Source organism: Phaeobacter sp. A36a-5a, from assembly GCF_037911135.1.
Taxonomy (GTDB): Bacteria; Pseudomonadota; Alphaproteobacteria; order Rhodobacterales; family Rhodobacteraceae; genus Phaeobacter; species Phaeobacter bryozoorum.
This window is the reverse complement of the sequence record NZ_JBBLYU010000002.1, coordinates 518,259-543,582: the sequence shown is the minus strand read 5'-3', so window position 1 is coordinate 543,582 and position 25,324 is coordinate 518,259. Positions and strand designations below refer to the sequence as shown.

Below are 25,324 nucleotides of genomic sequence, written 5' to 3'. Positions count from 1 at the left end.
GCCACGCAGTCTGGAATAGTTACATAACTGCGCAGAAAAAAGACCGCACCCTGCGGCGCGGTCTTTCTGCTTGGACGGGGCAACACCCCGGATATGGCTGCGTCAGGAGGCTCAGGCGCCCTGCGGGATCACGACGATTTCCACGCGGCGGTTGCGCGCCTTGCCATCGGGTGTGAGGTTCGACGCCACCGGCTGGCTTTCGCCGCGGCCAATGATCTGCACGCGGTTGTAGGGCACACCACCGGCCTGGATCTGATCGGCGACCGCATTGGCGCGACGCTCCGACAGGCCCTGGTTATAGGCAGCATCGCCATCGCTGTCGGTATGGCCGATCACCTGAACCTGACTGTTGGGGTAGCGCACCAGGCTGGCGGCAACCTTGTTCAGGTCAGAGCGCACCGCGGGCGAGATCGCCGCGCTGTCGGTGGCAAAGGTGAGGTCATTGGGCAGCGACACGATCAGACGGTCGCCGGTGTTGACGATGGAGATGCCATCATTGGAGATCGACTGGCGCAGCTCGCGCTCCTGCGCGTCCAGCTGGTTGCCGATGACGCTGCCGGCGGCGGCACCGACCAGCGCGCCGGTGACAGCACCCAGACCCCGGTCGGAATCATTGGCAGCAGCGCCAACGCCCGCGCCGATCAGGCCCCCGATCAGAGCGCCGCTCTGGGTCTTGCTGCCGGGGGTGCCGACGGTTGCGGGATCGGTACAGGCGGTCAGGCCCAGGCCTGCGGCCAGGATGGCGGCGGTGGTAAGTTTCATCTGCATCATCAAAAATCTGCCTTTTGCTTGCTCAATCCGGGCGGGGCCCGTGCTGCGGAGAATATCGTGTTGCGGTGCCGTCATCACAAGGTAACGTCTTTTTGGCTCGGCGAAAACCTGCCCAAGCTCTGCTTTAGGCTGAGGTGATCCGGGCCGCATCCTCCTCAAGTCCGCCGCCCTGTTCCATCCAGAGTTTGCGCAGCAGATCGGCCTCTGCCGCAAAGCTGTCCGCCAGCAGATCGGCGCAGAGCATCCGGTCGGCGCGAAAATGGCGAAAGCCGCCGCGCAATTCGCACCAGGCCGCCAGCAGCGTGGTTTCGACGTTGTAGATCAGCGCCAGCGGGCGCAGGACCCGCAGGGTTTCGCCGCTGTCGGGACAGAGATAGGTGAGCCGCAGTTTGCGGCTTTCCCGGACCGCCTGTCGCAGCAGCCCCTTTGACACGCAGCCCCGCTCAGGATCATCCAGCGGCGCGCCGCCCCAGGGGGCCACCTGCAACCGATCTCCGGGCGAGCGGCATTCCATGACTTTGCGACAGACCCTTTTGGCCGCCTCCTGCAAGGCGCCGTCGCCGGTTCGCATCAACAGGGACAGGCCGACGTAAAGCGCCTCCAGCTCTTCTTCGTCGAAGTTGAGCGGCGGCAGATCATAGCCCTTGCGCAGCACATAGCCGATGCCCGCCTCCCCCTCGATCGGGGTGCGCATCCCCTGAAGCGCGGCGATATCGCGGTAGACGGTGCGTTTTGAGACCTCCAGCTTTTCCGCCAGATCCTCCGCCCGGATCGGGGCGGAGGCGGCGCGCAGAATTTGGATGACTTCGAACAGGCGGCCGGTGCGCTCCATGATCTCTCTCCGCTGACAGGCTGCTGACATCTTAGCACAGGCCGCTGACAAAGCGTGTCAGCAGCGTTGTGGTGTTCTGACTTCAGACAGAAGGAGAAACACCATGCTGACCTATGACTGGATTGTTCTGATCACGCTGGGCAAAGACAAATGGGAGGCGCAGCGCCAGTTTTCCAAATCCTACGAAGTGGAGCGGGAGGCCGCTCAGATCCGGGGCGCGGCAAAGGCCGCCGCAATGGCCGCAGCGCGGGCCGAGATCACGCCGGGTGGCAAGCGCCCCGCCCTGCTGCGGCGGCTGTTTGCGCGGCGCGCGGGTCAAGACAGGGTGCGCGCGGATCAGGCCGCGCCGTCCTGCTGCCCCTCCTCTCGCGCCGCCTCATAGGCCAGCATCGCGCGTTTGACCGGCAGCCCCCAGTGGTAGCCGCCAAGAGCGCCGGATTTGCGCAGGGCGCGGTGGCAGGGGATCAGCCAGCTGACCGGGTTGCGCCCCACCGCCGTACCGACGGCGCGCACCGCCCGCGGCGCGCCGATGGATTGGGCGATCTCGGAATAGGTGGTGACCTGCCCGGACGGGATGCGCAGCAGCGCCTCCCAGACCTTGATCTGCAAGGGGGCGCCGATCATATGCAGGGCCGCCTCGCCGCGCTGTGCAAAGATCGCCTCCGCCTGCGGCCGCAACAGCTCCGGGGTTTCGGCAAACGCGGCATGAGGCCAGCGTGACCGCATATCCGCCATCGCCGCCTCCGGCCCGGTTTCCGCCGCGAAGGCCAGCCCGCAGATGCCTTTCTGCGTGCCCATCACCAGCGCCAGACCGAAAGGGCTGTCAAACCAGCCCCAGTGGATTGTCAGACCGGCCCCCTTGCGGGCGTATTCTCCGGGGCTCATCGCCTCCCAGCGCAGGAACAGATCGTGCAGCCGGCCACTGCCCGAAAGACCCACGGCATGGGCGGCCTCCAGCGTGGTGAAGCGATCCTCCAGCAGGCTCTTGGCATGGCCCAGCCGCAGATATTGCTGGTAGCGTTTGGGGGAGACGCCGACCCAGGCCGAAAACAGCCGCTGGAAATGCGAGGGGCTCATCCCCATCGCGGCAGAGAGTTCGGCCAGCGTCAGATCCTCGCCGCCATCGTCAATCAGCGCAATCGCCCGGCGCATGACGCCGTAATGATAGCTCTCCTCGCGCGTCTGCAATGTCATGGGTCGCACTCCCGCCTGTGGTCCTGTGCTCCAGTATATGGCGCTGGCCGGGCAGTGCGACCCGGATCTTGCGCGAAGGGCCTGCGCGAGACCGGCAAGCCGCAGTGTAACGCTTCGCTCACCCTGACCCGCTTTTCTGTTTGCGCCGACTGTTCCTGCGCGGCATTAAGGGCCGCGATGGCAAAGCAACTCGATTATCACACGCTGCGTGAGATCTTCACGCGGTTTCAGACAGCGGATCCAGAGCCGAAGGGCGAACTGGATCACGTCAACGTCTATACGCTTGTGGTGGCGGTGGCGCTGTCGGCGCAGGCCACCGATGCGGGCGTGAACCGGGCAACACGCGAGCTGTTCAAGATTGCCGACACCCCGCAGAAGATGCTGGATCTGGGCGAAGAAGGTCTGATCGAGCATATCAAGACCATCGGATTATATCGCCAGAAGGCCAAGAACGTGATCAAGATGTCGCGGATTCTGGTCGAGGAGTATGACGGCATCGTGCCCAATTCCCGCGCGGCGCTGCAATCCCTGCCCGGTGTCGGGCGCAAGACCGCAAATGTGGTGCTGAACATGTGGTGGCGCCAGCCCGCACAGGCGGTGGACACCCATATCTTTCGCGTTGGCAACCGGGCGGGCATTGCGCCGGGCAAGGATGTCGATGCGGTCGAACGTGCCATCGAAGACAATATTCCGGCGGATTTCCAGCTTCATGCCCATCATTGGCTGATCCTGCACGGACGATACCATTGCAAGGCTCGCAAGCCGATGTGCCCCACCTGCATCATCCGCGATCTCTGCCAGTTTGAGGACAAGACTCTATGAAAACCTACCAGCTCGTCGGGATCGGCAATGCCGTTGTGGACGTGATCAGCCAATGTGACGACAGCTTTCTGGAGCATATGGGCATCGAGAAAGGCATTATGCAGCTGATCGAACGTGATCGCGGCGAGGTGCTCTATGCGGCGATGCAGGAACGGGTGCAGACGCCCGGCGGTTCGGTGGCGAATACCATTGCGGGCGCGGGTGCACTGGGGCTGGATGCGGCCTTTATCGGGCGGGTGCATGACGATGCGCTGGGACGGTTCTACGCCAAGGCGATGGCGGATGACGGCGTGGATTTTGTGAACCCGCCGGTTGCGGGCGGCGAGCTGCCGACCTCGCGGTCGATGATCTTTGTCTCCGGCGATGGCGAGCGGTCGATGAACACCTATCTGGGCATCTCCTCCGAGCTGTCCTCGTCGGATGTGCCGGACACGGTGGCCGGCAAGGCGCAGCTGATGTTCCTTGAGGGCTATCTGTTCGACAAAGACAAGGGCAAGAGCGCCTTTATGGAAGCGGCGCGGGACTGCCGCAACTGCGGCGGCAAATGCGGCATCGCGATTTCCGATCCCTTCTGTGTGGAACGCCACCGGGCCGACTTCCTGTCGCTGATCGAACACGACCTCGATTTCGTGATCGGCAATGAGGCCGAGATCAAATCGCTGTTTGAAACCGACGATCTGGAAGAGGCGCTGGCCAAGACAGCCGCCATCTGCCCGCTGGTGGTCTGCACCCGCTCCGGCGATGGCGTCACCGTGGTTGAGGGCGACACCCGCGTGACAGTGCCGGTTGAGCGGGTGGTGCCGGTGGATGCCACCGGGGCCGGCGATCAATTTGCGGCCGGGTTCCTGTTCGGCATGGCCAAGGGGCTGGACATCGAGACCTGCGCCAGGATCGGCAATGTCTGCGCCGCCGAGGTGATCAGCCATATCGGCCCCCGCCCCAAGGCGGTGATGAATCAGGTGCTGCGCCGCGAAGGGCTGATCTGAGCCGGGGCCGTGCCCGCAGCCACTATTGCACAGCCGTCCCCGAGCAATCGGGGGCGGCTTTTTTCATCGGTGATCGACCCTGACGGTCGCGGGGGGCTTCAGGCGGTTTCTGCCGCGTTCAGCGCCTTGGACAGAAGCTGTGTCAGGCTGCGCTGTTCGGTATCCGACAGATCGCCGAGCAGGCGGGCCTGAGTGGCGACATGGGCCTCGACCACCTCGTTGATCAGCTTCAGCCCCTCTGGCGTCAGCTCAATCAGGAAGCCGCGGCTGTCCTCGGGGTTGACGCTGCGCGCCACCAGACCGGCGTCCACCAGCCGGTCGATGCGGTTGGTCATGGTGCCGGAGGCGACCATGGTGGCCTGCAACAGATCGCCCGGTGACAGCCGATAGGGCGCACCGGCGCGGCGCAGGGTGGCCAGCACGTCGAACTTAGCCGCGTTCAGATCATAGCGCGCCCAGGTTTTCTGCATTTCCTTCTGATAGGCTTGCGCCAATCGTCCGACCCGCCCGATGACGGCCATCGCCGATACATCAAGGTCGGGGCGCTCTCGCTCCCATTGCTGGGTCACAAAATCCACATGGTCCATGTGGGAAGGTTTTATCGCCTGATATCTTGACGTCAAGAAAAACCGATATATCTTGATGTCGAGAAATAAAGGAAACTCTGCCATGCAAAGCCGCGATCTGATCCTTACCGCGCTGGCCCCCGTGATCTGGGGCAGCAGTTATATTGTCACCACCACCCTGCTGCCGGGGCAGTCGCCGCTGCTGGTGGCACTGCTGCGCGCGCTGCCTGCGGGGCTGTTGCTGATGCTGATGGTGCGGCAACTGCCGCCGCTGAGCTGGGTGCCGCGGTTGTTGGTGCTGGGGGCGCTGAACTTCTCGATCTTCTGGAGCCTGCTGTTTGTGGCCGCATACCGCCTGCCCGGCGGGGTTGCTGCGACCCTTGGCGCGGTGCAGCCGCTGGTGGTGGTGTTCCTGTCGGCGCTGATGCTGAAGACGCCGGTGCGCACGGCGGCAGTGCTGGCGGCGGCCCTGAGCATTCTGGGCGTGGCGCTGCTGGTGCTGACGCCGAGTGCGCAGCTGGACGGGATCGGTGTTCTGGCGGGGCTCGCCGGGGCCATTGCGATGGCAGCCGGCGTGGTGCTGAGCCGCAAGTGGCAGCCGCCTGTGTCCCTGCTGACCTTCACCGCCTGGCAGTTGACGGCGGGCGGGCTGCTGCTGATCCCGGTCACCCTGTGGTCGCTGCCATCGCTGCCGCAGCTGAGTGCCGAGAACCTGTTGGGGTTGGCGTACATGAGCCTGATCGGCGGCGCTGCGACCTATGTGTTGTGGTTTCGCGGCATCGCCCGGCTGGAGCCATCGGTGGTGTCGCTTCTCGGGGTGCTCAGCCCGCTATCAGCGGTGGTGCTCGGCTGGGTGTTCCTCGGCGAGGTGCTGACGGCGAAACAGGCGATTGGCGCGGGCCTTGCGCTGTTCAGCCTGTGGCTGGGGCAAAGCGGATTGCGCTGGCGCAGGCGGCGGGTGGCTAGCATCTAGTCTCCCAAACCGGGACCGGGTTAGCGTTCAGACCAAGGGGTGCAGGATGTGCCCGCGTGGCAGGCCAGCACCTCCTCTCGGGCGGCACCATCGGTGCCCCCGAAGCCAAAGCCGCCACAGGGATCCATGCGCAGCACGTAATCGCCTGCGCGCTGCTCCAGAAAGGCCAGATAGTCCACGCCATCCGCAGCGCCAGCACACCACGGCCCAAAGCAGAGGAGTTCCAGCGTGATGTCCAGATCGACGTCTTTTGAAAAGCCGTCCGGGGTCATCACCTTACCGTTGATCCGCGCGGGGATCAGGCTGCGCGGCGGCGCATCATTGGGATTGTCCTGCGGCGGTTTCGGCAGGGCGGTTTCATCAAAGCTGAGCTTACCCTCGACCACGACGTAGTTTTTGTCGGATTTCACCGCCTCCAGATAGGCGTCCGACGGTCCCCACGGCAGGCAGCTGAGAGCGGATGCGGGACCGGCCAGCGCAGACAGGAGGGCAACGGGCAGAAAAAGCGTGCAAAGCGGCGACATCAGGACATCCTTTGTCAGACGGGGGACAGTCCGAACCATCATAGATGGTCCTGAAACTCCTGAATAACCCGTTCATAAACCTCCCGTTTGAATGGCACGATCTTGCCGACCAGCTGATCGACCGGCTGCCAGCACCAGGCGGAGAATTCCGGGTGGTCGGTGGCGATATTGATCTGATCGTCGCGCCCGAGAAAGCGCATCAGATACCATTTCTGTTCCTGCCCGCGATACTTGCCGCCCCAGAAATGCGGCACCACCTCGGCGGGCAGATCATAGGGCAGCCAGCCGTTGCTTTCGGCGATGATCTCGACCAGATCGGCGGTGACGCCGGTTTCTTCCTCCAGTTCGCGCAGCGCCGCCAGCCTGGGATCTTCGTCTGCGTCGATACCACCCTGGGGCATCTGCCAGGCGTCCTTGTGCCGGTCCATGCGCTGGCCGACCCAGACCTCACCCGCTGCATTGACCAGCATCACGCCGACATTGGGCCGGTACGGCAGGGTTGCGATATCTTCGGGGGTCATCCAGTCTCTCCTTGGTTGGATGCACCCCTTGTGCACCTGTGCCCCAGCGTCGTGCAAGAGGTTGACGCCGCGTCCAAAGTGACAATCCCTTTCAGGCCGGGCCATTTTCGCGCAAACGAAGACCAAAGACTTATCAGAGAACTACCAGGGAGAGTGTCATGACTGCGTACCCGAAAATGTTGGCGCCGCTGGATCTCGGCTTTACCACGTTGAAAAACCGCGTGCTGATGGGATCCATGCACACCGGGCTTGAGGAAACCAAGGACTGGAACCGGGTGGCCGAATTCTATGCCGACCGGGCGCGCGGTGGCGTGGCGCTGATGGTCACCGGTGGCATTGGTCCGAACCTTGAAGGATCGGTTCTGCCGGGGGCGGCGATGATGGCGAGCGAGCAGGATGTGGCCAACCACAGCATCGTCACAAACCGCGTGCATGAGGCCGGGGGCAAGATCGCGATGCAGATCCTGCATGCCGGGCGTTATGCCTATGGTCCGAAATGCGTGGCGCCCAGCCCGATAAAATCGCCGATCTCGCCCTTCCCGCCGCAGGAGCTGGATGAAGAGGGTATCGAGAAGCAGATCTCCGACATCGTGAATGCCGCCGTGCTGGCACAGCAGGCGGGCTATGATGGCGTTGAGATCATGGGGTCGGAGGGCTATTTCCTGAACCAGTTCCTCGTCACCCATACCAACAAGCGCGAGGACCGCTGGGGCGGGTCCTATGAGAACCGGATGCGCCTGCCGATCGAGGTGGTGCGCCGCACCCGTGAGGCGGTGGGGACGGATTTCATCATCATCTACCGCCTGTCGATGATCGACCTTGTGCCCAATGGCTCCACCTATGACGAGGTGGTCGAACTGGCGCAGGAGATCGAGAAGGCCGGTGCCACCATCCTGAACACCGGTATTGGCTGGCATGAGGCGCGCATTCCGACGATTGCCACATCTGTTCCCCGCGCGGCCTTTGCCTGGGTCACCAAAAAGCTGATGGGCAAGGTTGGCATTCCGGTGATCACATCGAACCGGATCAACACGCCGGAGGTCGCCGAGCAGGTGCTGTCCGAGGGCTGCGCCGATATGGTGTCGATGGCGCGGCCAATGCTGGCGGATGCGGATTTTGTCGCCAAGGCAGCGGAGGGCAAGGCCGATCAGATCGCACCCTGCATCGCCTGCAATCAGGCCTGTCTGGACCATACGTTCAGCGGCAAGCTGACCTCCTGCCTGGTGAATCCGCGCGCCTGCCATGAGACCGAACTGGTGCTGGCGCCTGCGGAGAGCGTGAAGACCGTCGCCATTGTCGGCGCGGGTCCTGCGGGTCTGTCCACCGCGCTGGCGGCCTCGGAACGTGGCCACAAGGTGACGCTGTTTGATCGCGCAAGCGAGATCGGCGGCCAGCTGAACATGGCCAAGCAGGTGCCGGGCAAGGAAGAATTCTGGGGGCTGGTCGATTGGTATCGCACCATGCTGGCCCAGAGCGATGTGACGCTGGAGCTGAACCGCGATGTGTCGGCGGGCGATCTCAAGGGCTTTGACGAGGTGGTGATTGCCACCGGCGTGGTGCCGCGCGATCCGCAGATCCCCGGTCAGGACCGCGACAATGTGGTCGATTACATCGACGTGCTGCGCCACAAGGCCAAGGTGGGCAAGCGGGTGGCGGTGATCGGCGCAGGCGGCATCGGCTTTGATGTGTCGGAATTCCTGCTGCACGAAGGTGAAAGCGCCACGGAGAACCTGCCCCTGTGGATGAAGGAATGGGGCGTTGCGGACCCGGCCGAGCATCGCGCCGGTCTGGCCCCCGAAGGCCCGCAGCCCGAGGCCCCGGCCCGCGAGGTGACGCTGTTGCAGCGCAAGGCGGAGCGCCACGGCAAGCGGCTGGGCAAGACGACCGGCTGGATCCACCGCGCCACGCTGAAGATGAAGGATGTGAATTTCGTCGGCGGCGTGAACTATGAGAAGATCGACGACGACGGGCTGCATGTCAGCTTTGGCGAGGCGCGCGAGAATCCAACCGTGATCGCGGCGGATACCGTTGTTCTGTGCTCTGGCCAGCTGTCGGAGCGGTCGCTGGCGGATGCGCTGGAGGCACAGGGCACATCCTGCCACGTGATCGGCGGCGCCGATCTGGCGGCCGAACTGGACGCCAAACGAGCCATCAATCAGGGTACACGGCTGGCGGCCAGCCTCTGATCCGGCACCGTCTCGCCGCTGTGTAAATCTTGCGACCCTCGCCGCCTGTGGTGGCGGGGGTCGTTTGCGGTTGTGGAACCTCCGGCGCCCAGTGGCGTTTTGTCTGTGAACGGCGCCGCCCCGGTGGCGCGATTACCGCCACGACAGACAGGAGAGTTTCATGCCCCGTATCACCGACGCCAAGATCCTGATGATTGCCACCCATGGGTTCGAGCAGTCCGAACTGGAATTCCCGCGCGATCAGCTGCGGGTCAAGGGCGCTGAGGTCTCTGTCGCCAGCCTCGATGGCAAGGCGATCAAGGGCTGGGAAGGCGATGACTGGGGCCGTGAGGCCAAGGCGGATCTGGCGCTGGAGGCGATCCGTGTCGAGGAGTACGACGCGCTGGTCCTGCCCGGCGGCCAGATCAACCCGGATCTGCTGCGCATCAATGACGATGTGATCGAGCTGATCAACGGTTTCTACGATCAGGGCAAGGTTGTCGCCGCAATCTGCCATGCGCCCTGGCTGCTGATCGAGGCCGGTCTGGTCAAGGGCCGCACCATGACATCGTTTCAGTCGATCAAGACCGACATGATCAACGCGGGGGCTGATTGGCAGGACGCGGAGGTCGTCGCGGACAACGGGATCGTGACCAGCCGCAACCCCGATGATCTGAAGGCATTTGTCGGCAAGATCGTGGAAGAGATCGAAGAAGGCCGCCACCCGCGCTGAAGCTGCGACCGGTCAATGTGTCTATTTCCACAACGGCCCCGGTTCGCAACCGGGGTCTTTGACGTAACGATCAAGGGCGGCGCAAACCGCCACAGGCGAGGCAGTTCTTGTCGTCCGGCAAGGTGATCCGGTCAACAAGCACGGTTATAGCCTGACCGCTGACGGCGGCGCCCATCTGGCGCACGTCGAGTTCGTGGACCCCTGTTGGCACATCCAATGTCAGGCGGATGTCGCCCATGGGCAACCCATCGGAACCGACAGGGTCGCCATCGACATGGAGGTGATATGCGCCCTTTGCGGGTACGCGGATACCAACTGTGATGGGCGACGCGACGATATCGCCATCTCGGGGCGACAGGATCGCCGCGCCGGGTATTCGCGCCTCTTCCGCCCCAACAAGAGAGGTGAAGAGGACCATACCGATCACGGCACAGCCCCAGAGGTGTAGCCTGCGCCCCTCGTGTTTCACGTGGCAACAGGGTCGTGGGCCGCGCGGGCATCGGCGGGGGCTTCGTCGCGCCGCTCCATGCCGTAGTCGCGCAGCACGCCTGCCACCCGCAGGCGGTAATCCCTGAACACATGGTCCCTGCCCTCTTTCTGCCCCGCGCGGTGGGCGCTGAGCTGGCGCCAGTTGGCCACGGCTTCCTCGCTCTCCCAGAAGGACAGCGACAGGAGTTTGCCCGGCGTGGTGAGGCTCTGGAACCGTTCGACGGAGATGAAGCCTTCGATCTGTTCCAGAAGCGGCTTCAGACTGGCTGCGATCTCAAGATAGCGGTCCTTGGCGCCATCCTTGATTTCAACCTCGAATATGACTGCGATCATCCTGTGGATCCTTCTGGGTCGGAAACTTTTTTCAGCCAGGTGCGATCCTCGCGCAGGATGAAGCGGCGCTCCTGGGCGAAGGCGTAGTTTTCGCGGCCCAGTGGGTCGGCTGCGAGACGCGCGCGGTAGGCTTCGTATGCGGCAAGGTTTGCCACATCATAGATGCCATAGGCCAGCGTTGATGAGCCTTCATGCGGGGCATAATAGCCGATCAGATCGGCGCCGCAGCGGGGGATCGCCTGCCCCCAGTTGCGGGCGTAGGTGGCGAAATCCTCACGTTTGGTGGGGTCGATATGGTAGCGGATGACACAGGTGAGCATATGGGGCGTCCTTCGTTGAGAAATACGCCCCTGATCTAGCAGCCGGCCCGACGGCGATGCTTCGCCCTGCGCCGAAGTATCGCCGCCCGTTACCTCGCCTATTCGACCGTGATGGTGATCACCTGCGATACCACCGGGGTGGAATGCGGCACATGGCCGTAATCGCCCATCACCAGTTGCAGCGTATGTTCGCCCGGTGCCAGATCCAGCGTGGTTTCGGTCTGGCCGCCGCCAAAATGGATGTGGTTTTCATCCGATGGCAGACCGTAGGACAGCTCATCCGCGCCATCCTCGCCCTCGCCCAGCGGCGGGCGGTCGATCAGCAGGTGATGGTGACCGGTGTTTTCCTTTTCGGTGCCCGCCGGGGCCACCCCCATGCCGCGCAGGCCAAAGACCACGGTGACCGGGGATGAGACGGTATCGCCATCCCTGGGCATCACGAAGTAGACCTCCGCCCCCTCCGGTGCCGGGGTTTCGCCGCCGGCCAGGGCCGCGGAAACCGGCAGGGCACAGGCGACGAGGGCCGCCAGCGTGGTTCTCATCGTGAATCTGATGATCGCAGTCATAAGTTGTCCTCCCATTGATGTAAGCCCTTCTCAACATAGTGGCTTTGACTGCTATTGCGATCTTCGGGCCGAGCCGCAGGTGTTTCCAGCTGGTAAACTATGGGTGAATAACCCTGCAATTATCCCATCCTCGCCCCGTTCTTGCCCGATTTGCCCGCGACATTTGAGGCAACACGGGTAAACAAGGACGCGAGTGCTATGGACCGACTGACCGAAATGGAGGCCTTTGCCAATGTGGTGGACCAGGGCGGATTCACCGATGCGGCAAAGAAGATGGGGATCTCCAAATCGGCGGTGTCCAAACATGTCTCAAGCCTTGAGGCCCGTCTGGGCGCGCGGCTGCTGAACCGGACCACGCGGCGGGTCTCGCCCACAGAAATTGGGCTGGCCTACTATGACCGCGCCCGCCGTGTCCTGAATGATGCCGGTGAGGCGGATGCGCTGGTCACCTCCATGCAATCGGCGCCATCGGGGCTGCTGCGGATTTCAGTGGCGACGGATTTCGGCGTCAATCACCTGTCGCCGGTGCTGTCGGACTTCCTGCGCGACTATCCCGATATCACCGTCAACATGGTGCTGAACAACCGCTATGTGGAGCTGATCTCCGAAGGGTTTGATATGGCGCTGCGGATCGGCGAGCTGGAAGACAGCTCTCTCCGTGCGCGCAAGCTGACCGAAACCACCAAGCGGATGATCGCCTCCCCCGCCTATCTGGAGAAATTCGGTCGTCCACAGAAGATCGACGATCTCAACATGCACAAGCTGCTGCATTATTCGAACCAGTCCAGCGGCAGCATGTGGAAGATCACCGCGCCGTCGGGCGAAAAACGGCAGGTGCGGACCTCTGGCTGGCTGTCGGTGAATGACGGGCAGTCGCTGCTGAATGCGGCCATTTCAGGCCTCGGGATCGCCTATCTGCCAAGCTATCTCTATTCAGATGCCATGGCCGAGGGGCTGGTCGAGGACGTCATGCCCTCGCTGCCGATGGAAACCCAAGGCATCTATGCGGTCTACCCTCCTGGCCGCTTTACCCAGCCCAAGGTGCGGGCGTTCATCGACTTTCTCGCTGAGGCCTTTGCCGATAAGGATGGCATCACCTGGTGAGCCGCGCGCCCCGTTGGAACTGGAGAGGACCCGGCCATTGTGCCGGGTTTTCCCGTTCCGGGCCTCTGGGCGGTGGCCATGGGAGATCTGCGGGCTTCCTGTGGGCGTCCTGTCAGCGGCCTGTCAGCGGGCGATCAGAACCACCTCGACCCGGCGGTTGGCCTCGCGCCCCTCGGGGCTGAGGTTGCTGGTCAGCGGCGCCATGAAGCCCGCACCTGCCACCGACACGCGACCAGGCTCCAGATCGCCCTCCTCCAGCAGACGGGTCCGCACCGCATCGGCGCGCCGTTCGGAGAGCGCGATATTCTGGCTAAGACTGCCGACGGTATCGGTATGGCCCACCAAGAGCACGGAATAGTCGGGGTTCTGGCTGAGGAACTCTGCCAGCGCCGCCAGACTGGCATAGGGTTTGGCCCCCAGCGCCACCGCGCCGGTTTCAAATTCGAGATCCGCCAGCACCGCGCGCCCATTGCGGCGCAGGCGCTCGATCAGCTCTGCCGCGCCCACCAGCGGCGGTGCCACGATCGGCGCCTCGTCTGGCTGGCTGGCGATGGCGGCGGTGTCGTCGCGCGGTGCCGCGCTGGCGGTTTCCGCGGGGCGGACTTCGATCATCTGCACAAAGGTTGCATTGCCGGAGCGGGAAACCAGCAGGGTGACGATCCGCCCGTCGGGATGTTCGGCAGAGAGGAAGCTGAAGTTGCTGACATCCACCGTCATATCCGGCGCCGGGATCACCTCGATATCAAAGCGGAAATCAAAGCCGCCGCAGCTGCGCGCCGGACATTGAAACAGCACGTCATAACCGGCATCGACCAGCTGCGCGCGCAATGGCGCCAGCACCTGCAAAACCGTGGAATCGCCGGAAATTCGCCAGCTGCGGCGCAGAATCTGACCTTCAACCTGGCGTTCGGGCACGCCGTCGTCGCTGGCCGCACCTAGCGGTACCGCGTAGCTGCCAAGGGCGGTTGGCCGTTCGGCCAGCTGGCGCGCGCCGGGCGGCAGCTCGATACCCTGGGCTGCCACAAGGGACGGCAGGGCCGCACAGAGCAGCCCCGCCACCGCAGGCGTCAGCCGCCGGGCGGCGGCAAGGACAGCGCGACGGATCACCGGTGCTGCGCGTGATAGGCGTCGTTGGGGACCATGCCGGTGGCACTGGCAACCCGATTGGACATGTTAAAGAAGCCGGTGACATTGGCGATATCCCAGATATCGCGGTCGCTGAAGCCATGGTCGCGCAGGGTCTGGCGGTCGGCCTCTTCGATTTCGGCGCTGGCCTTGGTCGCCTTGGCCGCGAAATCCAGCATGGCGCGCTGGCGCGGCTCCAACGGAGCAACCCGGTAGTTCATCACCAGCATTTCGCCCAGCTTGGGATCGCCCGACAGCTGACGCACCGCAGCGCCATGGGCTGCGAGGCAGTAGAAACAGCTGTTGATGGCGGAGACCACCACCGCGATCATCTCGCGCTCCAGCTTTGACAGGCCGCTGTCCGCCAGCATCAGGTCGTTATACATCGCGGTAAAGGCGTTGAGCTTGTCGATATCGAAGGCATTGGCCCGCAACACGTTGGGCACCATGCCGAGTTTGTCCTGGCAGATGTCGAAATATTTCTGCGTCTCCGGCGGCAGCGGGTCCACCATCGGCAGGTCCAATGCGGTTGGGGCATCAGCGTCGCGGGTCATCGGTTACACTCCCTCTGGGTTGTGGCGATAGTGGTAACGCCCGGCGCGCAGCATGCCAAGTGAGGCATATAGACCGTTTGCGCCGGCGTTGGCTTCGGTGCAGAGAACCGCCAGTTCGCGCGCGCCCTGATCGGCGGCCCATTGCGCAGCGCGGTGCATCAGCCAGACGCCCATGCCCTTGCGCCGCTGGTGCGGCAGGATTTCCAGCGCGTGCACCATGGCGGTGCCGTCGTGGATCGCCACAAAGCCGGTGCCCGCGGGGGAATCATCACAGCGGCCCAGCAGCGAGGTCTTGGACCCCGCCGTGCGCTGCATGACCGCAAAGCGCTCGGGACCGATGCCACCGGCGGCCCAGATTTCATGCTGGATCGCAAGGGGTTCCCAGACGCAGAAGGCGGTCACGGGCGGGATTTCAACATGGCAGAGCTGTTCGACAGGACAGGTCCAGAGCACCACGGGATCCTTGATCACGTAGCCGCGTGCCGCCAGCTGGGCATCCAGTGCCTGCTGACCATCGCGGATCATGAACAGATGATCCTGCCCCATCTCCGACATGGCCTGTTCGGCGGCGGTGATTTCTGCCTCGCTTGCGTGGCCTGTGGTGACGGTTGCTGCGGAGACCCGGCTGCCGCCGCCATCGCCCCGGCGCAGGGTGACCGGACCCAGCTGGCGGACCTCGGCGGCAGGCCAGGTGTGGTCGGTGACGTCATAGTATTTCGGGTCGGTCAGCGACGGCGTGGCAGTCAAAGATCAAGATCCCGCGCCAGCGCGGTAATCGCCGCATCCACCCGCGCGCCATCGGCACCGCGCACCACCACATTGGCGCCAAACGCACCATTCTGCTGGAACGGGTAACAGCCGATGGAGAGGTCATCATAGGCCTCGGCAATGGCGGTCAGGATAGGGGCAATGTCGCCCTCGCCCCGCTGCACTCGCAGGGTCTGCGACAAGAGCGGCGCACCGCCGGTGAGCGTCGGCAGGACCGAGGCGACCATGGCCTGAAACACGCTGGGCACCCCGGCCATCACATGCACATTGCGCAGGGTGAAGCCGGGCGCGGTGGAGACCGGGTTTTCGATCAGCGTCGCACCATCGGGGATCCGGGCCATGCGCAGGCGGGCCGCGTTCAGCTCCTGCCCGGATTTGTCGTAATGGGCCTGCAACAGCGCGCGCGCATCCTCGCGCACGTCCAGATGCACATCAAAGGCCTTGCTGATGCAATCGGCGGTGATGTCGTCATGGGTGGGGCCGATACCGCCGCTGGTAAAGACATGGTCAAAACCATCCGAGAGCGCCCTGACGGCGGCGATGATCGCGGCCTCATTGTCGCTGACGACGCGCACTTCCTGCAGGTCGATGCCATGTTTGCTCAGCTCGCCGGCGAGGTAGTACATATTGGCATCGCGGGTGCGCCCGGACAGAATCTCGTCACCGATGACAAGCATCGCTGCGGTTGGCATGGCGCCGGTTGGGGTGGCCATCTGCGCTCCTCCTCTTGAACCAATGATAGCGCAGGTATAGGCCCTGTCACATGCGCTTTCAAACCCCTCTGCTGCCCGCCACGCTGATCCGACGCTACAAGAGGTTTCTGGCGGACTGTCAGTTGCCGGATGGGCGCGAAATAACCGCGCATTGTGCCAATCCCGGCTCGATGATGGGGCTGGCGGACCCGGGCAGCACGGTCTGGCTGGAGCCGAATGACGATCCGAAGAAGAAGCTGAAATACGGCTGGCGGCTGGTCGAGGTTGCCGGTGGCACCCTGGTGGGTGTGGATACATCGGTGCCGAACCGCGCGCTGAAATCGGCGCTGGAGGCGCGCCAGATCGCAGCGCTGTCGGCCTATGAAACGGTCCGGGCCGAGGTGAAATATGCCGAGAAGAGCCGCATTGATTTCCTGCTGAGCCAGCCCGGCCTGCCCGATTGCTATGTTGAGGTCAAAAGCGTGACGCTGTCACGCCAGCCCGGTCTGGCGGAGTTCCCCGACAGCGTGACCGCGCGCGGGGCCAAGCATCTGGGCAACCTGGCCGACATGTGCCGGTCCGGTCACCGGGCGGTGCTGCTCTATCTGGTGCAGCGCGGTGATTGTGAGCGGTTTCAGATCGCCGGCGATATCGACCCGACCTATGCCGCCGCCTGGGATGCGGCGGCGGCTGCGGGGGTGGAGCGGCTGGTGATCGCCACCCGCATCACCCCGGAGGGTGTTGCAATTGCGGGCGCGATTGGCGCAGGCGCGGGCTGAGCGCTGCGGGGCGCCTGTCAGGCTGCTTCGCTCTGCGTGTCGGTGGCGCCACTTTTGCTCTGCTCGGCACTGTCCGAGCTGTCCGAGCTGTCGGGGCTGGCCTGCACCAGCGTCCGGGTCGGGAAGGGAATATCGATTCCGGCCGCGTCCAGTGCTTCCTTCACCCGGCGTTTCATATCCGCCTGATACTGGAAATATTCCGCCGCATCGACCCAGACACGGACCAGGAAATCCACCGAGCTGCTGTTGAGATTATTGACCTGGATGAAGGGTTCCGGCTCTGCGTGCGAGCGGCTGTCGGACATGATGGCGTCGCGGATGACCTGCTCGGCGGTGGCAAGGTTGGCCCCGTAGCCGACGCCGAAGGTCCATTCCGCGCGGCGGGTGTCATATTCGGAGTAATTGGTGATCGTGTTGCCCCAGACTTCGGAGTTGGGGATGATCACCTTGAGGTTCGACAGGTCGGCGATCACCGTGTTGTTCAGGGTGATTTCCTTGACCGTGCCCATTTCGCCGTCCACTTCGATGAAATCACCCAGTTTGAACGGGCGGAACAGGATCAGCATGATGCCAGCTGCCACATTGGACAGCGCGCCCTGCATGGCCAGACCGATGGCCAGACCCGCGGCACCGATGGCCGCGATGATCGAGGTGGTCTGGACCCCGAAGGTGTTGAGAACAAAGAGCACCGCAAAGGCAAGGATCACATAGCGTGCCAGATTGCCGAGGAAGTGGAACAGCGTCACATCAAGGCTGGCATGGCTGTCGCCGATCTGAACGATCCGTCGTTTGACCCAGCCCGCGACGATGAAGCCAGCCATCAGGATCAGCATGGCGGCGAGCACGCTGCCCATGGCCTGAGCCAGAAATTCCAGCGTGATCAGATCGGCCAGCGCTTTTCCGTTGTAGATTTCGGTCTGCATCAGGGCATTCATGCTGTCCATGGCTGCGGGTTCCTCCGTGGTGCGATTGCAATTCGTCAGGGAGGGGAACGCATCCGGGTGGCAAAAAGTTCCCGGCAGGCGGTGGTGCCGGCTCTGGCCCTTTTGGCGCGGAGCGCGTAGATAGCTATGTCAAAGACACCCGATGGAGCCTCATCTGATGAGATCGAAAGACGGCCGCACCACCAAAGACGGCATTCGCATTTATGAGCCCGGCGATTTTGCCGGAATGCACGCTGCCGGGGCGCTGGCGGCACGGATCCTTGACGATATCGCTGCCCATGTCGTCCCCGGTCAGACCACCGGCGAGCTGGACCGGCTGATCACCCAGATGGTGGAGGACGCAGGCGCGACCTCAGCCACCATCGGCTACAAGGGCTATCAGCACGCCAGCTGCATCAGCGTGAACCATGTGGTCTGTCACGGGATTCCCGGCGACAAGAAGCTGAAGGATGGCGATATCCTGAATATCGACGTCACCGTCATCGTCGATGGCTGGTTCGGCGACACCAGCCGGATGTATGTGGCAGGCAAGCTGTCGCGCAAGACCGAGCGGCTGATCCAGGTGACCCATGACTCCCTGATGAAGGGGATCGAGGCGGTGAAACCCGGCAACACCTTTGGCGACATTGGCCATGCGATCCAATCCTATGTGGAAGCGCAGCGCATGAGCGTGGTGCGGGATTTCTGCGGCCATGGTCTGGGTCAGGTGTTCCACGCGCCGCCCAATGTGCTGCATTATGGCCGCCCGGGCACCGGCCCGGTGCTGGAGGAAGGCATGTTCTTCACCATCGAGCCGATGGTGAACCTTGGCCGACCGGAAACCAAGATCCTGGCGGACGAATGGACCGCTGTTACCCGCGATAAATCGCTGTCCGCGCAGTTCGAGCATTCGGTTGGCGTTACGGCTGATGGGGCCGAGATCTTTACCCTGTCGCCCGGCGGGAAGTTTCACCCGACCTACGGCTGATGCCGTATCATTTAACAAAGAAGGGGCGTGCCTTGTGGCGCGCCCCTTTGTCGTTCTGCGATACGGGTTGCCCCGTACCGATATCACAGCTTGCAGCGTTTGCGCTCTGCCAAGGCTACCAGAACCTCGTGACGCTCGTTCGCGGCTTCTAGCGCCTGCTTGGCGTTGGAATGGTTGCCGATAACAGCCGGCCAGAACAACAGCGCGGCGGCGATATTCTCGCCGGACATGCTCTTGCCCTTCTTGGCTTCTTTGCGGATCTCTTCCAGCTGGTTCAGCTGCACCGCGATTTCGGTGCAGGTCAGCTTGGCATCCCCCACCTGCGTTTTGGTGACAACATCAGGCGACACGCAGGCCGACAGGGCCAAGGCGCTGGCGAGTGCCAGGCCAATACGGAGATTGAATTTCATATTGTGTCCTACGTCAATTTTGAGCATCTGAAATGAAGTGCTGAACGAAACGATTGATCGTCCGTTTCACAGGCCGGATATTGCCTGCATCGAACGGTGTAAATCCTGCGGGTGGATCGTGGGGTGTTCCGCTGAACAAAGCGTTTAGATTGCTGTGAAAATGTCGCACTCTACCTGAGGGTGCCTTTAGGGAATATGTCCAATCAGGCGCGGAACCTCTGACATGGCGGTGATATGTTCGGCGTTGTGGCGGGTCAGGCGGCTGGCGTTGCCCTGCGGGTCAAAGCCAAGGCAGCGCATCCCGGCGCGGGCGGCGGCGAGGGCGCCGTTTTCGCTGTCTTCGATCACCAGACAGTCGCGCGCCTGCACGTCGAAATGACAGGCCGCCGCAAGAAACAGATCCGGATCGGGTTTGCCGGTCTTCAGCGTCTGGGCCGAGAACATGGCATGGGGATGGAACAGGTCCCAGAGGCCGTTCTGACCAAGGGTGATCCGCATCTTTTCCTCGCTGCCGTTGGAGGCGACGCAGAAGGCGATGCCGCGGACTTGCAACAGTGCCAAAAGATCCGGGATACCCGGCACCAGATCCACACCCTGCCGCAGCCTTGCGTAGGTTTCATCATAGACCTGCGCCACCCAGTTCTCGGGCAGATCCGCACCGCGCGCGATGGCCTTGGTTCGGACATCCGCCATGGTGCCACCAACAAAGAGGTCCATGCACTCCGCCAACGACAGTTGCAGACCATACCGTCCAAGATTGTCGACCAGCACCTGATTGCTAAGTGTTTCACTATCGACCAGCACACCGTCGCAATCAAAAATCACCAGTTTCGGCGTGGGATATGTAATCGGCATGGTGCTGTCCTTTTGGGCTGATGCTCAGCTCTCGCGCCACAGAAGGGTGACATGGGTGTCCCCGTATTTGCGGCTGTCGTGCAGAGTGAATCCTTCGGGGGGCTGCATGGGGCTGCTTTCTTCCCAGACGACCAGCGCCTCCTCGGCCAGCCAGCCGCCTTTTGTCACCGCCGCCAGCGCCTTTTGCCCCAGCGACTTGCCGTAAGGCGGATCGAGAAAGACCACATCGTAAGGCGCAGCGTCATTGACCGGCAGGCGGGTGGCATCACGGCGGATGAGGCGGGCGCGATCCTTGATGCGCAGCAGGTCGATGTTCTTGGTGATCAGCCCCTGCGACACCCGGCCATCATCCACAAACACGGCCTCGGCCGCGCCGCGCGACAGCGCCTCAAGCCCCAGGGCACCTGTGCCTGCAAACAGATCCAGCACCCGCGCGCCGTCGAAATCGACGATATGGCCCAGCACGTTGAACAGGCTTTCGCGCACACGGTCGGTGGTGGGGCGCAGATGCGCGCCCGCGTCGCCCTTGCCCAGGCTGGTGAGCGCGCGGCCACGAAACTCGCCGGCGATGATCCTCATGTGCGCAGCAGCGGCTTCAGATCCGCGTCAGCGTCCGCCACGACGGATTTGTCAGCGGTACGCCCGGCCTCGATCAGACGTTTGGCAACCATATAGGCGCGCGGATCATTCATTGCGTCCACCGCCACCAGCTGATCGCCGGTATAGTACCAGAACGACATGGTGCCATCGCTGCCGGTGCGGCTGACCACGTTGTCGTAGCCTGTGTTGAGGCCCGCGATCTGCAGTTTGACGTCGTATTGATCGGACCAGAACCAGGGTTTGGCCACATAGGTTTCATTCGCGCCGAGCATATTGCGGGCGGCGACTTCGGCCTGGTCAATGGCGTTGGGCACGCTTTCCAGCCGGATGCGGCTGCCGCGATAGGGGAAGGACGCACAATCGCCCGCCGCCCAGATCGACGGATCCGAGGTGCGGCCCTGTTCATCCACCCGGATGCCATTCTCCAGCGCGAGGCCTGCCGCCTCTGCCAGATCGGTGGCCGGGGTGATGCCGACGCCGACAATGACGAAGTCCACCTCGACCGTGCTGCCATCGCTGAGCACTGCGCGTTTGACGGCGCCGCCCTCGCCTTCCAGCCGCACAAGACCCACGCCTTCGCGCAGATCAACACCGTGGCCCGTGTGAAGCGCGCGGAAATAATCCGAGGTTTCGGGAGCTGCGACCCGTTGCAGGATGCGCTCCGCCATCTCGACCAGCGTCACGGCAACCCCGCGTTTGGCGCAGACGGCTGCGGCCTCCAGCCCGATGTAGCCACCGCCGACGATAAGTGTGCGCGCGCCATCCGTGACCGCCGGGGCCATGGCATCCACATCCGCCAGATCGCGCAGGACGTAGACCCCGCCCAGATCGCCGCCGATGGCCGCAGGCAGGCGGCGGGGGGTGGAGCCGGTGGTGAGCGCCAGCTGATCGTAGTGCAGCACCTCATCCGCCAGCGTCACGGTTTTCTCCGCCGGGTCGATGGCCTGCACCTGATGGCCGAGTTTCAGGGTGATATTGGCCTCGGCATAAAAACTCTCGGGCCGCAGGAACAGGCGGTCCATCCCCATCTCCCCCAGGAGATAGGCCTTTGACAGAGGCGGGCGCTGATAGGGCACAACGGGTTCGCTGCCAATCAGCGTAATCTCTCCGTCAAAACCCTGCTTGCGCAGCTGCGCCACCAGCGAGGCCCCCGCCTGGCCTGCCCCGATCACGACAAAATGGGTCATTTGCTATTGTGCCTTCTGCTGTCTTTCGGAAATGCCATTGCCAGTTTGCGTGCTGGTCAGGCTGTTGCCGAACCCTATATGTGGGGGAACATAAAACACAATCAGCACGGAGAGGAACACAGCATGATTTCACAAGGGGACAGCCTGCCGGAGGCGACATTGACGCGGATGGGCAAGGACGGGCCGGAGCAGGTCGCGATCAGCGATCTGACAAAGGGGCGCACGGTGGCGATCTTTGCGGTGCCGGGTGCGTTTACGCCGACCTGCCATTCCGCCCATGTGCCCAGTTTCGTGCGCAACGCCGAGGCGCTGGCGGCCAAGGGCGTGGATGAAATCATCTGCATTGCGGGCAACGATCCCTTTGTGATGCAGGCCTGGTCAGAGGCGACCGGTGCCGGTGCAGCGGGGATCACCATGCTGTCGGACGCCGAATGCGGCTTTACCGATGCGATCGGGATGCGGCTGGACGCGCCTGCGGCGGGGCTGGTCGGGCGCTCTCTGCGCTATGCGATGCTGGCCCGCGACGGCAAGGTCGAGATCATGAATGCCGAGGATTCGCCCGGCAAATGTGAGCTGTCGGCAGGCGAGGCCCTGCTGGAGGCGATGGGCTGAGCCCCTGCCCCAGACCAAGATCGGGGCGCTAGAAACACCAAGAGAGGCGCGGATACCCGTGCCTCTCTTGTCATTCTACCGGGGATGAAGACGGCGCCTGTCAGACAAGGCTCTCCATCTTGCGCGCCAGCTTGGCGTCCAGCGCGCTGATACCGCCGACGTCATGGGTGGTCAGGGTCACTGTAACGGTATTGTAGACATTGCTCCATTCCGGGTGGTGGTCCCATTTTTCGGCCCAGATCGCAGCCCGCGTCATCCAGCCAAAGGCATCGACGAAGCTGGCGAATTTATAGGTCTTGGTGATGGCGTCGCGGCCCTCGACCACCTCCCATCCGGCGCTGAACAGCGGGTCCAGCAGCGGGCCACGGGTGGCTTCAGAAAGTTTCTCGGTCATTGTTGCTCCTCCACATGGGGTTTGCGGAACGGACCGTAGTCCGTCAGGATCTCGATCTCTTCCTCGATGGCGCCGCGTTCGGCGTCCAGATAGCGGGCAATTGCATCGGCAAAGCCGGGATCGCCCACCCAATGCAGGCTGTGGGTCTGCCGGGGCAGATAGCCGCGCGCCAGTTTATGTTCGCCCTGCGCGCCTGCTTCGACGGCCGTCAGACCACGCGCAATCGCGTGTTCAATAGCCTGATAGTAGCACAGTTCGAAGTGCAGACAGGGGTGGTGTTCGGTGCACCCCCAGTAGCGACCGTAAAGCGTCTCACGGCCTAGGAAATTCAGTGCACCGGCCACCGGTATCCCGTCGCGTTCGGCAAGAATCAGCAGCATGTCGTCGGCCATGGTGTCATGGGCGATGTCAAAGAACGCGCGGCTGAGATAGGGCGAGCCCCATTTGCGCGCGCCGGTGTCCTGATAGAAGGTCCAGAAGGCATCCCAGTGTTCGCGGCGCAGATCGCTGCCGTGGTAACAGCGGATCTCGCCGCCGAAGCCCTGCGCCTGAGCGCGTTCCTTGCGGATGGTCTTGCGTTTGCGCGACGCTAGCGCGGCGAGGAAATCGTCAAAGCTGCGGTAGCCGTCGTTCAGCCAGTGAAACTGCTGGGTGACCCGCGCCATCAGACCCATTTCGGCGCCCATGGCGGCCTCATCCTCGGTGCAGAAGGTGACATGCAGCGAGGAGACGCGGTTATTGGCGGCAAGCTGCACGGCGCCCTGTACCAGCGCGGACTGGCCCACGCCTTCATACCCGGGCCTGACCAGAAAGCGGCGGCCTGTCGCGGGGGTAAAGGGGGCCGCGATCTGAAGTTTGGGATAGTAATGCCCGCCTGCGCGTTCATAGGCATGGGCCCAGTTGTGGTCGAAGATATATTCGCCCTGGCTGTGGGATTTCACATACATCGGGGCGCAGGCAATCAGCAGGCCGTCGCGCCGCGCGGTCAGATACTGCGGCTGCCAGCCGGTGCCCCGCCCCACCGACCCGCTGTCCTCCAGCGCCGACAGGAACCGGTAGGTGGTAAAGGGGTCGAGCGGTGGGCCGCCATCAGCCGCCTCGGGACAGGCGCAGGCGTCCCATTCCGCAGCCTCCAGCTGCGACAGCGCAGCCAGCACTTCGATTTCGATCTGCGCCTGTTCCATTCAATGCCTCCGCGACAGACAGTATCTGTGTCCGTCGCGGACGGGTTCAACCCGGAATATCAGAAAGATAGCGCTCGAAGGTGACATTATGCGCAATTTTGCGTGCCTCGGTTTCCATCGCGGCAGAGGTCACCGTCCAGCACAGGATCGGCACTCCCTGATCACGCAGCTGCGTGACGCGATCCCGGCCGAGGTCCTGCACCTCGTGACTGATGAAACTGGCTTCGACGCGGTCGAAATCGGGGATCGCGCGCAGGTGGTCGCAGGTCGGCGTGCTCAATTCGCGCCAGCTGACCGGATCATAGGCGCTAGTGGTCAGTCCGCGCGGCACCTCGGGCGCCAGCCGTGCCAGCTCTGCCACGGAATGCGGGTTGAAGGACATCAGGGCGACATCGCCCTTGTAGCCCTGCAACTGGCGCAGGGTGTCTGCCTCCAGCGCGCCGATGTTGGGGCCCATATCGCCGTCCTGATCCTTCAGCTCGATCAGCAGCGGCGCACGGCCTGCCACCAGATCAAGGATCTCGGCCAGATCGGGGATACATTCACCGTCACCGCCCTTGAGCGGGATCGCGCGCAGCTGATCGCGGGTGTGATCCGCCACCAGACCGGTGCCTTCGGCCAGCCGGTCCAGGGCGTAATCGTGAAACACCATGGCGCAGCCGTCCGAGGACAGCTGCAAATCCATTTCGATACCATAGCCAGCCTCGATCGCGGCGCGCATGGCGGCGCGGCTGTTTTCCGGGCGGCCATCGCGCACATCATGCAGCGCGCGATGGGTTATGGGCTGGCGCAGGAGTGCGGCAGGCAGGTCAGCTCTCATGAGATCTGGAACACGCCGTCGATTTCCACAGCGACCCCCAGCGGCAGCGAAGGCGAACTGACGGCGGCACGGGCATGACGGCCGGCATCGCCCAGCACTTCGACCATCAGATCGGAAGCGCCGTTCACCACCTGCGGCTGGTCGGTGAAACTGTCGGTGGAATTCACAAAAGCGCCGAGTTTGACGACGCGCTTCAGGCGATTGAGATCGCCGTCACAGGCGGCTTTCAGCTGCGCCAGCAGCGCGATGGCACATTGGCGGGCGGCTTTCTGACCTGCGGCCACATCCATGTCGGCGCCCAGTTTGCCGGTGATCAGCCCTTCGGGGCCGGCCGAGATCTGGCCGGAGATGTAGACCATATCGCCGACCACGACATAGGGGACGTAATTGGCAGCCGGGGCCGGTGCGCTCGGCAGCTGAATGCCCAGTTCTTTGAGTTTGGCTTCGATATCCATGGGTGCAGTCCTTTGCATCAGGTTTTGCGGAACGCTAACCGGGAAGCGGCAGGGCGGAAAGCAAAAAACCGCCCCGGGT

Annotated in this window: 33 protein-coding genes; 10 read left to right on the top strand and 23 right to left on the bottom strand. The window is 63.4% G+C overall.

Annotation, left to right across the window (positions count from 1 at the left end; genetic code table 11):
• Window positions 1-111: 111 nt before the first annotated feature.
• Together WLQ66_RS13290 and WLQ66_RS13285 are read right to left on the bottom strand one after the other, a co-directional pair.
• Window positions 112-771 (bottom strand): YiaD family glycine zipper/OmpA-like lipoprotein, encoded by a 660-nt coding sequence (locus WLQ66_RS13290; protein WP_340546814.1) that lies wholly within the window; start codon window positions 769-771, stop codon window positions 112-114.
• 124 nt (window positions 772-895) lie between these two features.
• Entirely contained in the window at window positions 896-1,603 is a 708-nt protein-coding gene (locus WLQ66_RS13285) for a helix-turn-helix transcriptional regulator (RefSeq protein ID WP_340546813.1), read from the bottom strand.
• Window positions 1,604-1,706: 103 nt separating this feature from the next.
• On the opposite strand from WLQ66_RS13285, the gene WLQ66_RS13280 reads away from it, so the two are divergent.
• Window positions 1,707-1,985, top strand: coding sequence for a hypothetical protein (locus WLQ66_RS13280; protein ID WP_340546812.1), 279 nt, complete (start codon window positions 1,707-1,709; stop codon window positions 1,983-1,985).
• Here WLQ66_RS13280 and WLQ66_RS13275 read toward each other — a convergent pair.
• Window positions 1,940-2,797: a methylated-DNA--[protein]-cysteine S-methyltransferase gene (locus tag WLQ66_RS13275; protein WP_340546811.1), complete on the bottom strand. Its 858-nt coding sequence runs from the start codon at window positions 2,795-2,797 to the stop codon at window positions 1,940-1,942. The genes WLQ66_RS13280 and WLQ66_RS13275 overlap by 46 nt on opposite strands.
• A 177-nt stretch (window positions 2,798-2,974) precedes the next feature.
• Here WLQ66_RS13275 and nth point away from each other — a divergent pair, with 177 nt between their 5' ends.
• Entirely contained in the window at window positions 2,975-3,619 is a 645-nt protein-coding gene (gene nth / locus WLQ66_RS13270) for an endonuclease III (protein WP_340546810.1), read from the top strand.
• Window positions 3,616-4,605, top strand: coding sequence for an adenosine kinase (locus WLQ66_RS13265; protein WP_340546809.1), 990 nt, complete (start codon window positions 3,616-3,618; stop codon window positions 4,603-4,605). The genes nth and WLQ66_RS13265 overlap by 4 nt, the downstream gene beginning before the upstream one ends.
• A gap of 98 nt (window positions 4,606-4,703) precedes the next feature.
• On the opposite strand, the gene WLQ66_RS13260 is transcribed toward WLQ66_RS13265, so the two are convergent.
• Window positions 4,704-5,192, bottom strand: coding sequence for a MarR family winged helix-turn-helix transcriptional regulator (locus WLQ66_RS13260; protein WP_260082048.1), 489 nt, complete (start codon window positions 5,190-5,192; stop codon window positions 4,704-4,706).
• 82 nt (window positions 5,193-5,274) lie between these two features.
• On the opposite strand from WLQ66_RS13260, the gene WLQ66_RS13255 reads away from it, so the two are divergent.
• Window positions 5,275-6,144: an EamA family transporter gene (locus tag WLQ66_RS13255; RefSeq protein ID WP_340546808.1), complete on the top strand. Its 870-nt coding sequence runs from the start codon at window positions 5,275-5,277 to the stop codon at window positions 6,142-6,144.
• Between the two features lie 20 nt (window positions 6,145-6,164).
• Here WLQ66_RS13255 and WLQ66_RS13250 read toward each other — a convergent pair whose 3' ends face one another.
• Window positions 6,165-6,668, bottom strand: a complete 504-nt coding sequence (locus WLQ66_RS13250) for a hypothetical protein (protein ID WP_340546807.1) — start codon at window positions 6,666-6,668, stop codon at window positions 6,165-6,167.
• A 38-nt stretch (window positions 6,669-6,706) separates the two neighbouring features.
• Window positions 6,707-7,189, bottom strand: a complete 483-nt coding sequence (locus tag WLQ66_RS13245) for an RNA pyrophosphohydrolase (protein WP_340546806.1) — start codon at window positions 7,187-7,189, stop codon at window positions 6,707-6,709.
• Between the two features lie 158 nt (window positions 7,190-7,347).
• Here WLQ66_RS13245 and WLQ66_RS13240 point away from each other — a divergent pair, with 158 nt between their 5' ends.
• Window positions 7,348-9,375 (top strand): FAD-dependent oxidoreductase, encoded by a 2,028-nt coding sequence (locus WLQ66_RS13240; protein WP_340546805.1) that lies wholly within the window; start codon window positions 7,348-7,350, stop codon window positions 9,373-9,375.
• A gap of 160 nt (window positions 9,376-9,535) precedes the next feature.
• The gene (locus WLQ66_RS13235) at window positions 9,536-10,087 is read left to right on the top strand and encodes a type 1 glutamine amidotransferase domain-containing protein (RefSeq protein WP_340546804.1); all 552 of its coding nucleotides are present in this window, start codon (window positions 9,536-9,538) and stop codon (window positions 10,085-10,087) included.
• A 70-nt stretch (window positions 10,088-10,157) separates the two neighbouring features.
• Here the strand turns inward: WLQ66_RS13235 and WLQ66_RS13230 are convergent, their stop codons facing one another.
• From WLQ66_RS13230 to WLQ66_RS13215, 4 genes are all read right to left on the bottom strand, one after another.
• Entirely contained in the window at window positions 10,158-10,505 is a 348-nt protein-coding gene (locus WLQ66_RS13230; RefSeq protein WP_340546848.1) for a hypothetical protein, read from the bottom strand.
• A 47-nt stretch (window positions 10,506-10,552) separates the two neighbouring features.
• Window positions 10,553-10,909 (bottom strand): antibiotic biosynthesis monooxygenase family protein, encoded by a 357-nt coding sequence (locus WLQ66_RS13225; RefSeq protein WP_340546803.1) that lies wholly within the window; start codon window positions 10,907-10,909, stop codon window positions 10,553-10,555.
• The gene (locus WLQ66_RS13220; protein ID WP_340546802.1) at window positions 10,906-11,229 is read right to left on the bottom strand and encodes an NIPSNAP family protein; all 324 of its coding nucleotides are present in this window, start codon (window positions 11,227-11,229) and stop codon (window positions 10,906-10,908) included. The genes WLQ66_RS13225 and WLQ66_RS13220 overlap by 4 nt, the downstream gene beginning before the upstream one ends.
• A gap of 98 nt (window positions 11,230-11,327) precedes the next feature.
• Entirely contained in the window at window positions 11,328-11,771 is a 444-nt protein-coding gene (locus WLQ66_RS13215; RefSeq protein WP_340546847.1) for a DUF4399 domain-containing protein, read from the bottom strand.
• 222 nt (window positions 11,772-11,993) lie between these two features.
• Between WLQ66_RS13215 and WLQ66_RS13210 the strand changes: the two genes are divergently transcribed.
• Window positions 11,994-12,899: a LysR family transcriptional regulator gene (locus WLQ66_RS13210; RefSeq protein ID WP_340546801.1), complete on the top strand. Its 906-nt coding sequence runs from the start codon at window positions 11,994-11,996 to the stop codon at window positions 12,897-12,899.
• A gap of 123 nt (window positions 12,900-13,022) precedes the next feature.
• Here the strand turns inward: WLQ66_RS13210 and WLQ66_RS13205 are convergent, their stop codons facing one another.
• From WLQ66_RS13205 to WLQ66_RS13190, 4 genes are read right to left on the bottom strand one after another with little or no spacing between them, the layout of a single operon-like run.
• Window positions 13,023-14,006, bottom strand: a complete 984-nt coding sequence (locus WLQ66_RS13205) for an OmpA family protein (RefSeq protein ID WP_340546800.1) — start codon at window positions 14,004-14,006, stop codon at window positions 13,023-13,025.
• On the bottom strand, window positions 14,003-14,578 hold the full coding sequence (locus tag WLQ66_RS13200; protein ID WP_340546799.1) for a peroxidase-related enzyme: 576 nt from the start codon (window positions 14,576-14,578) through the stop codon (window positions 14,003-14,005). Before WLQ66_RS13200 ends, WLQ66_RS13205 begins: the two co-directional genes overlap by 4 nt.
• Window positions 14,579-14,581: 3 nt before the next feature.
• On the bottom strand, window positions 14,582-15,325 hold the full coding sequence (locus tag WLQ66_RS13195) for a GNAT family N-acetyltransferase (RefSeq protein WP_340546798.1): 744 nt from the start codon (window positions 15,323-15,325) through the stop codon (window positions 14,582-14,584).
• A complete protein-coding gene (locus tag WLQ66_RS13190; protein WP_340546797.1) occupies window positions 15,322-16,059 on the bottom strand; it encodes a competence/damage-inducible protein A in 738 nt (245 codons plus the stop codon). The genes WLQ66_RS13195 and WLQ66_RS13190 overlap by 4 nt, the downstream gene beginning before the upstream one ends.
• A 50-nt stretch (window positions 16,060-16,109) precedes the next feature.
• On the opposite strand from WLQ66_RS13190, the gene sfsA reads away from it, so the two are divergent.
• On the top strand, window positions 16,110-16,817 hold the full coding sequence (gene sfsA, locus WLQ66_RS13185; RefSeq protein ID WP_340546796.1) for a DNA/RNA nuclease SfsA: 708 nt from the start codon (window positions 16,110-16,112) through the stop codon (window positions 16,815-16,817).
• Window positions 16,818-16,834: 17 nt separating this feature from the next.
• Here sfsA and WLQ66_RS13180 read toward each other — a convergent pair whose 3' ends face one another.
• Window positions 16,835-17,761, bottom strand: a complete 927-nt coding sequence (locus tag WLQ66_RS13180) for a mechanosensitive ion channel family protein (RefSeq protein ID WP_340546795.1) — start codon at window positions 17,759-17,761, stop codon at window positions 16,835-16,837.
• A gap of 157 nt (window positions 17,762-17,918) precedes the next feature.
• Between WLQ66_RS13180 and map the strand changes: the two genes are divergently transcribed.
• The gene (gene map / locus WLQ66_RS13175; RefSeq protein WP_340546794.1) at window positions 17,919-18,728 is read left to right on the top strand and encodes a type I methionyl aminopeptidase; all 810 of its coding nucleotides are present in this window, start codon (window positions 17,919-17,921) and stop codon (window positions 18,726-18,728) included.
• Window positions 18,729-18,811: 83 nt separating this feature from the next.
• On the opposite strand, the gene WLQ66_RS13170 is transcribed toward map, so the two are convergent.
• The 4 genes from WLQ66_RS13170 to WLQ66_RS13155 form a co-directional block, all read right to left on the bottom strand.
• Window positions 18,812-19,138, bottom strand: coding sequence for a hypothetical protein (locus WLQ66_RS13170; protein ID WP_040181163.1), 327 nt, complete (start codon window positions 19,136-19,138; stop codon window positions 18,812-18,814).
• Between the two features lie 186 nt (window positions 19,139-19,324).
• Window positions 19,325-19,993: an HAD family hydrolase gene (locus WLQ66_RS13165; protein WP_340546793.1), complete on the bottom strand. Its 669-nt coding sequence runs from the start codon at window positions 19,991-19,993 to the stop codon at window positions 19,325-19,327.
• A 24-nt stretch (window positions 19,994-20,017) separates the two neighbouring features.
• Window positions 20,018-20,572: a 16S rRNA (guanine(966)-N(2))-methyltransferase RsmD gene (gene rsmD / locus WLQ66_RS13160; RefSeq protein WP_340546792.1), complete on the bottom strand. Its 555-nt coding sequence runs from the start codon at window positions 20,570-20,572 to the stop codon at window positions 20,018-20,020.
• Window positions 20,569-21,780 (bottom strand): NAD(P)/FAD-dependent oxidoreductase, encoded by a 1,212-nt coding sequence (locus WLQ66_RS13155; protein ID WP_340546791.1) that lies wholly within the window; start codon window positions 21,778-21,780, stop codon window positions 20,569-20,571. Before WLQ66_RS13155 ends, rsmD begins: the two co-directional genes overlap by 4 nt.
• 123 nt (window positions 21,781-21,903) lie before the next feature.
• On the opposite strand from WLQ66_RS13155, the gene WLQ66_RS13150 reads away from it, so the two are divergent.
• Entirely contained in the window at window positions 21,904-22,392 is a 489-nt protein-coding gene (locus WLQ66_RS13150; RefSeq protein ID WP_340546790.1) for a peroxiredoxin, read from the top strand.
• A 100-nt stretch (window positions 22,393-22,492) separates the two neighbouring features.
• On the opposite strand, the gene WLQ66_RS13145 is transcribed toward WLQ66_RS13150, so the two are convergent.
• The 4 genes from WLQ66_RS13145 to WLQ66_RS13130 are packed head-to-tail and all read right to left on the bottom strand — an operon-like array spanning window position 22,493 to window position 25,245.
• Window positions 22,493-22,786 carry a 4a-hydroxytetrahydrobiopterin dehydratase gene (locus tag WLQ66_RS13145; RefSeq protein ID WP_340546789.1) on the bottom strand — a complete coding sequence of 98 codons (294 nt, stop codon included), beginning with the start codon at window positions 22,784-22,786 and terminating at the stop codon, window positions 22,493-22,495.
• The gene (locus WLQ66_RS13140) at window positions 22,783-23,970 is read right to left on the bottom strand and encodes a GNAT family N-acetyltransferase (protein ID WP_340546788.1); all 1,188 of its coding nucleotides are present in this window, start codon (window positions 23,968-23,970) and stop codon (window positions 22,783-22,785) included. The genes WLQ66_RS13145 and WLQ66_RS13140 overlap by 4 nt, the downstream gene beginning before the upstream one ends.
• A 46-nt stretch (window positions 23,971-24,016) precedes the next feature.
• The gene (locus WLQ66_RS13135) at window positions 24,017-24,790 is read right to left on the bottom strand and encodes a glycerophosphodiester phosphodiesterase family protein (protein WP_340546787.1); all 774 of its coding nucleotides are present in this window, start codon (window positions 24,788-24,790) and stop codon (window positions 24,017-24,019) included.
• On the bottom strand, window positions 24,787-25,245 hold the full coding sequence (locus WLQ66_RS13130) for a RidA family protein (protein ID WP_340546786.1): 459 nt from the start codon (window positions 25,243-25,245) through the stop codon (window positions 24,787-24,789). The genes WLQ66_RS13135 and WLQ66_RS13130 overlap by 4 nt, the downstream gene beginning before the upstream one ends.
• Window positions 25,246-25,324 lie beyond the last annotated feature (79 nt).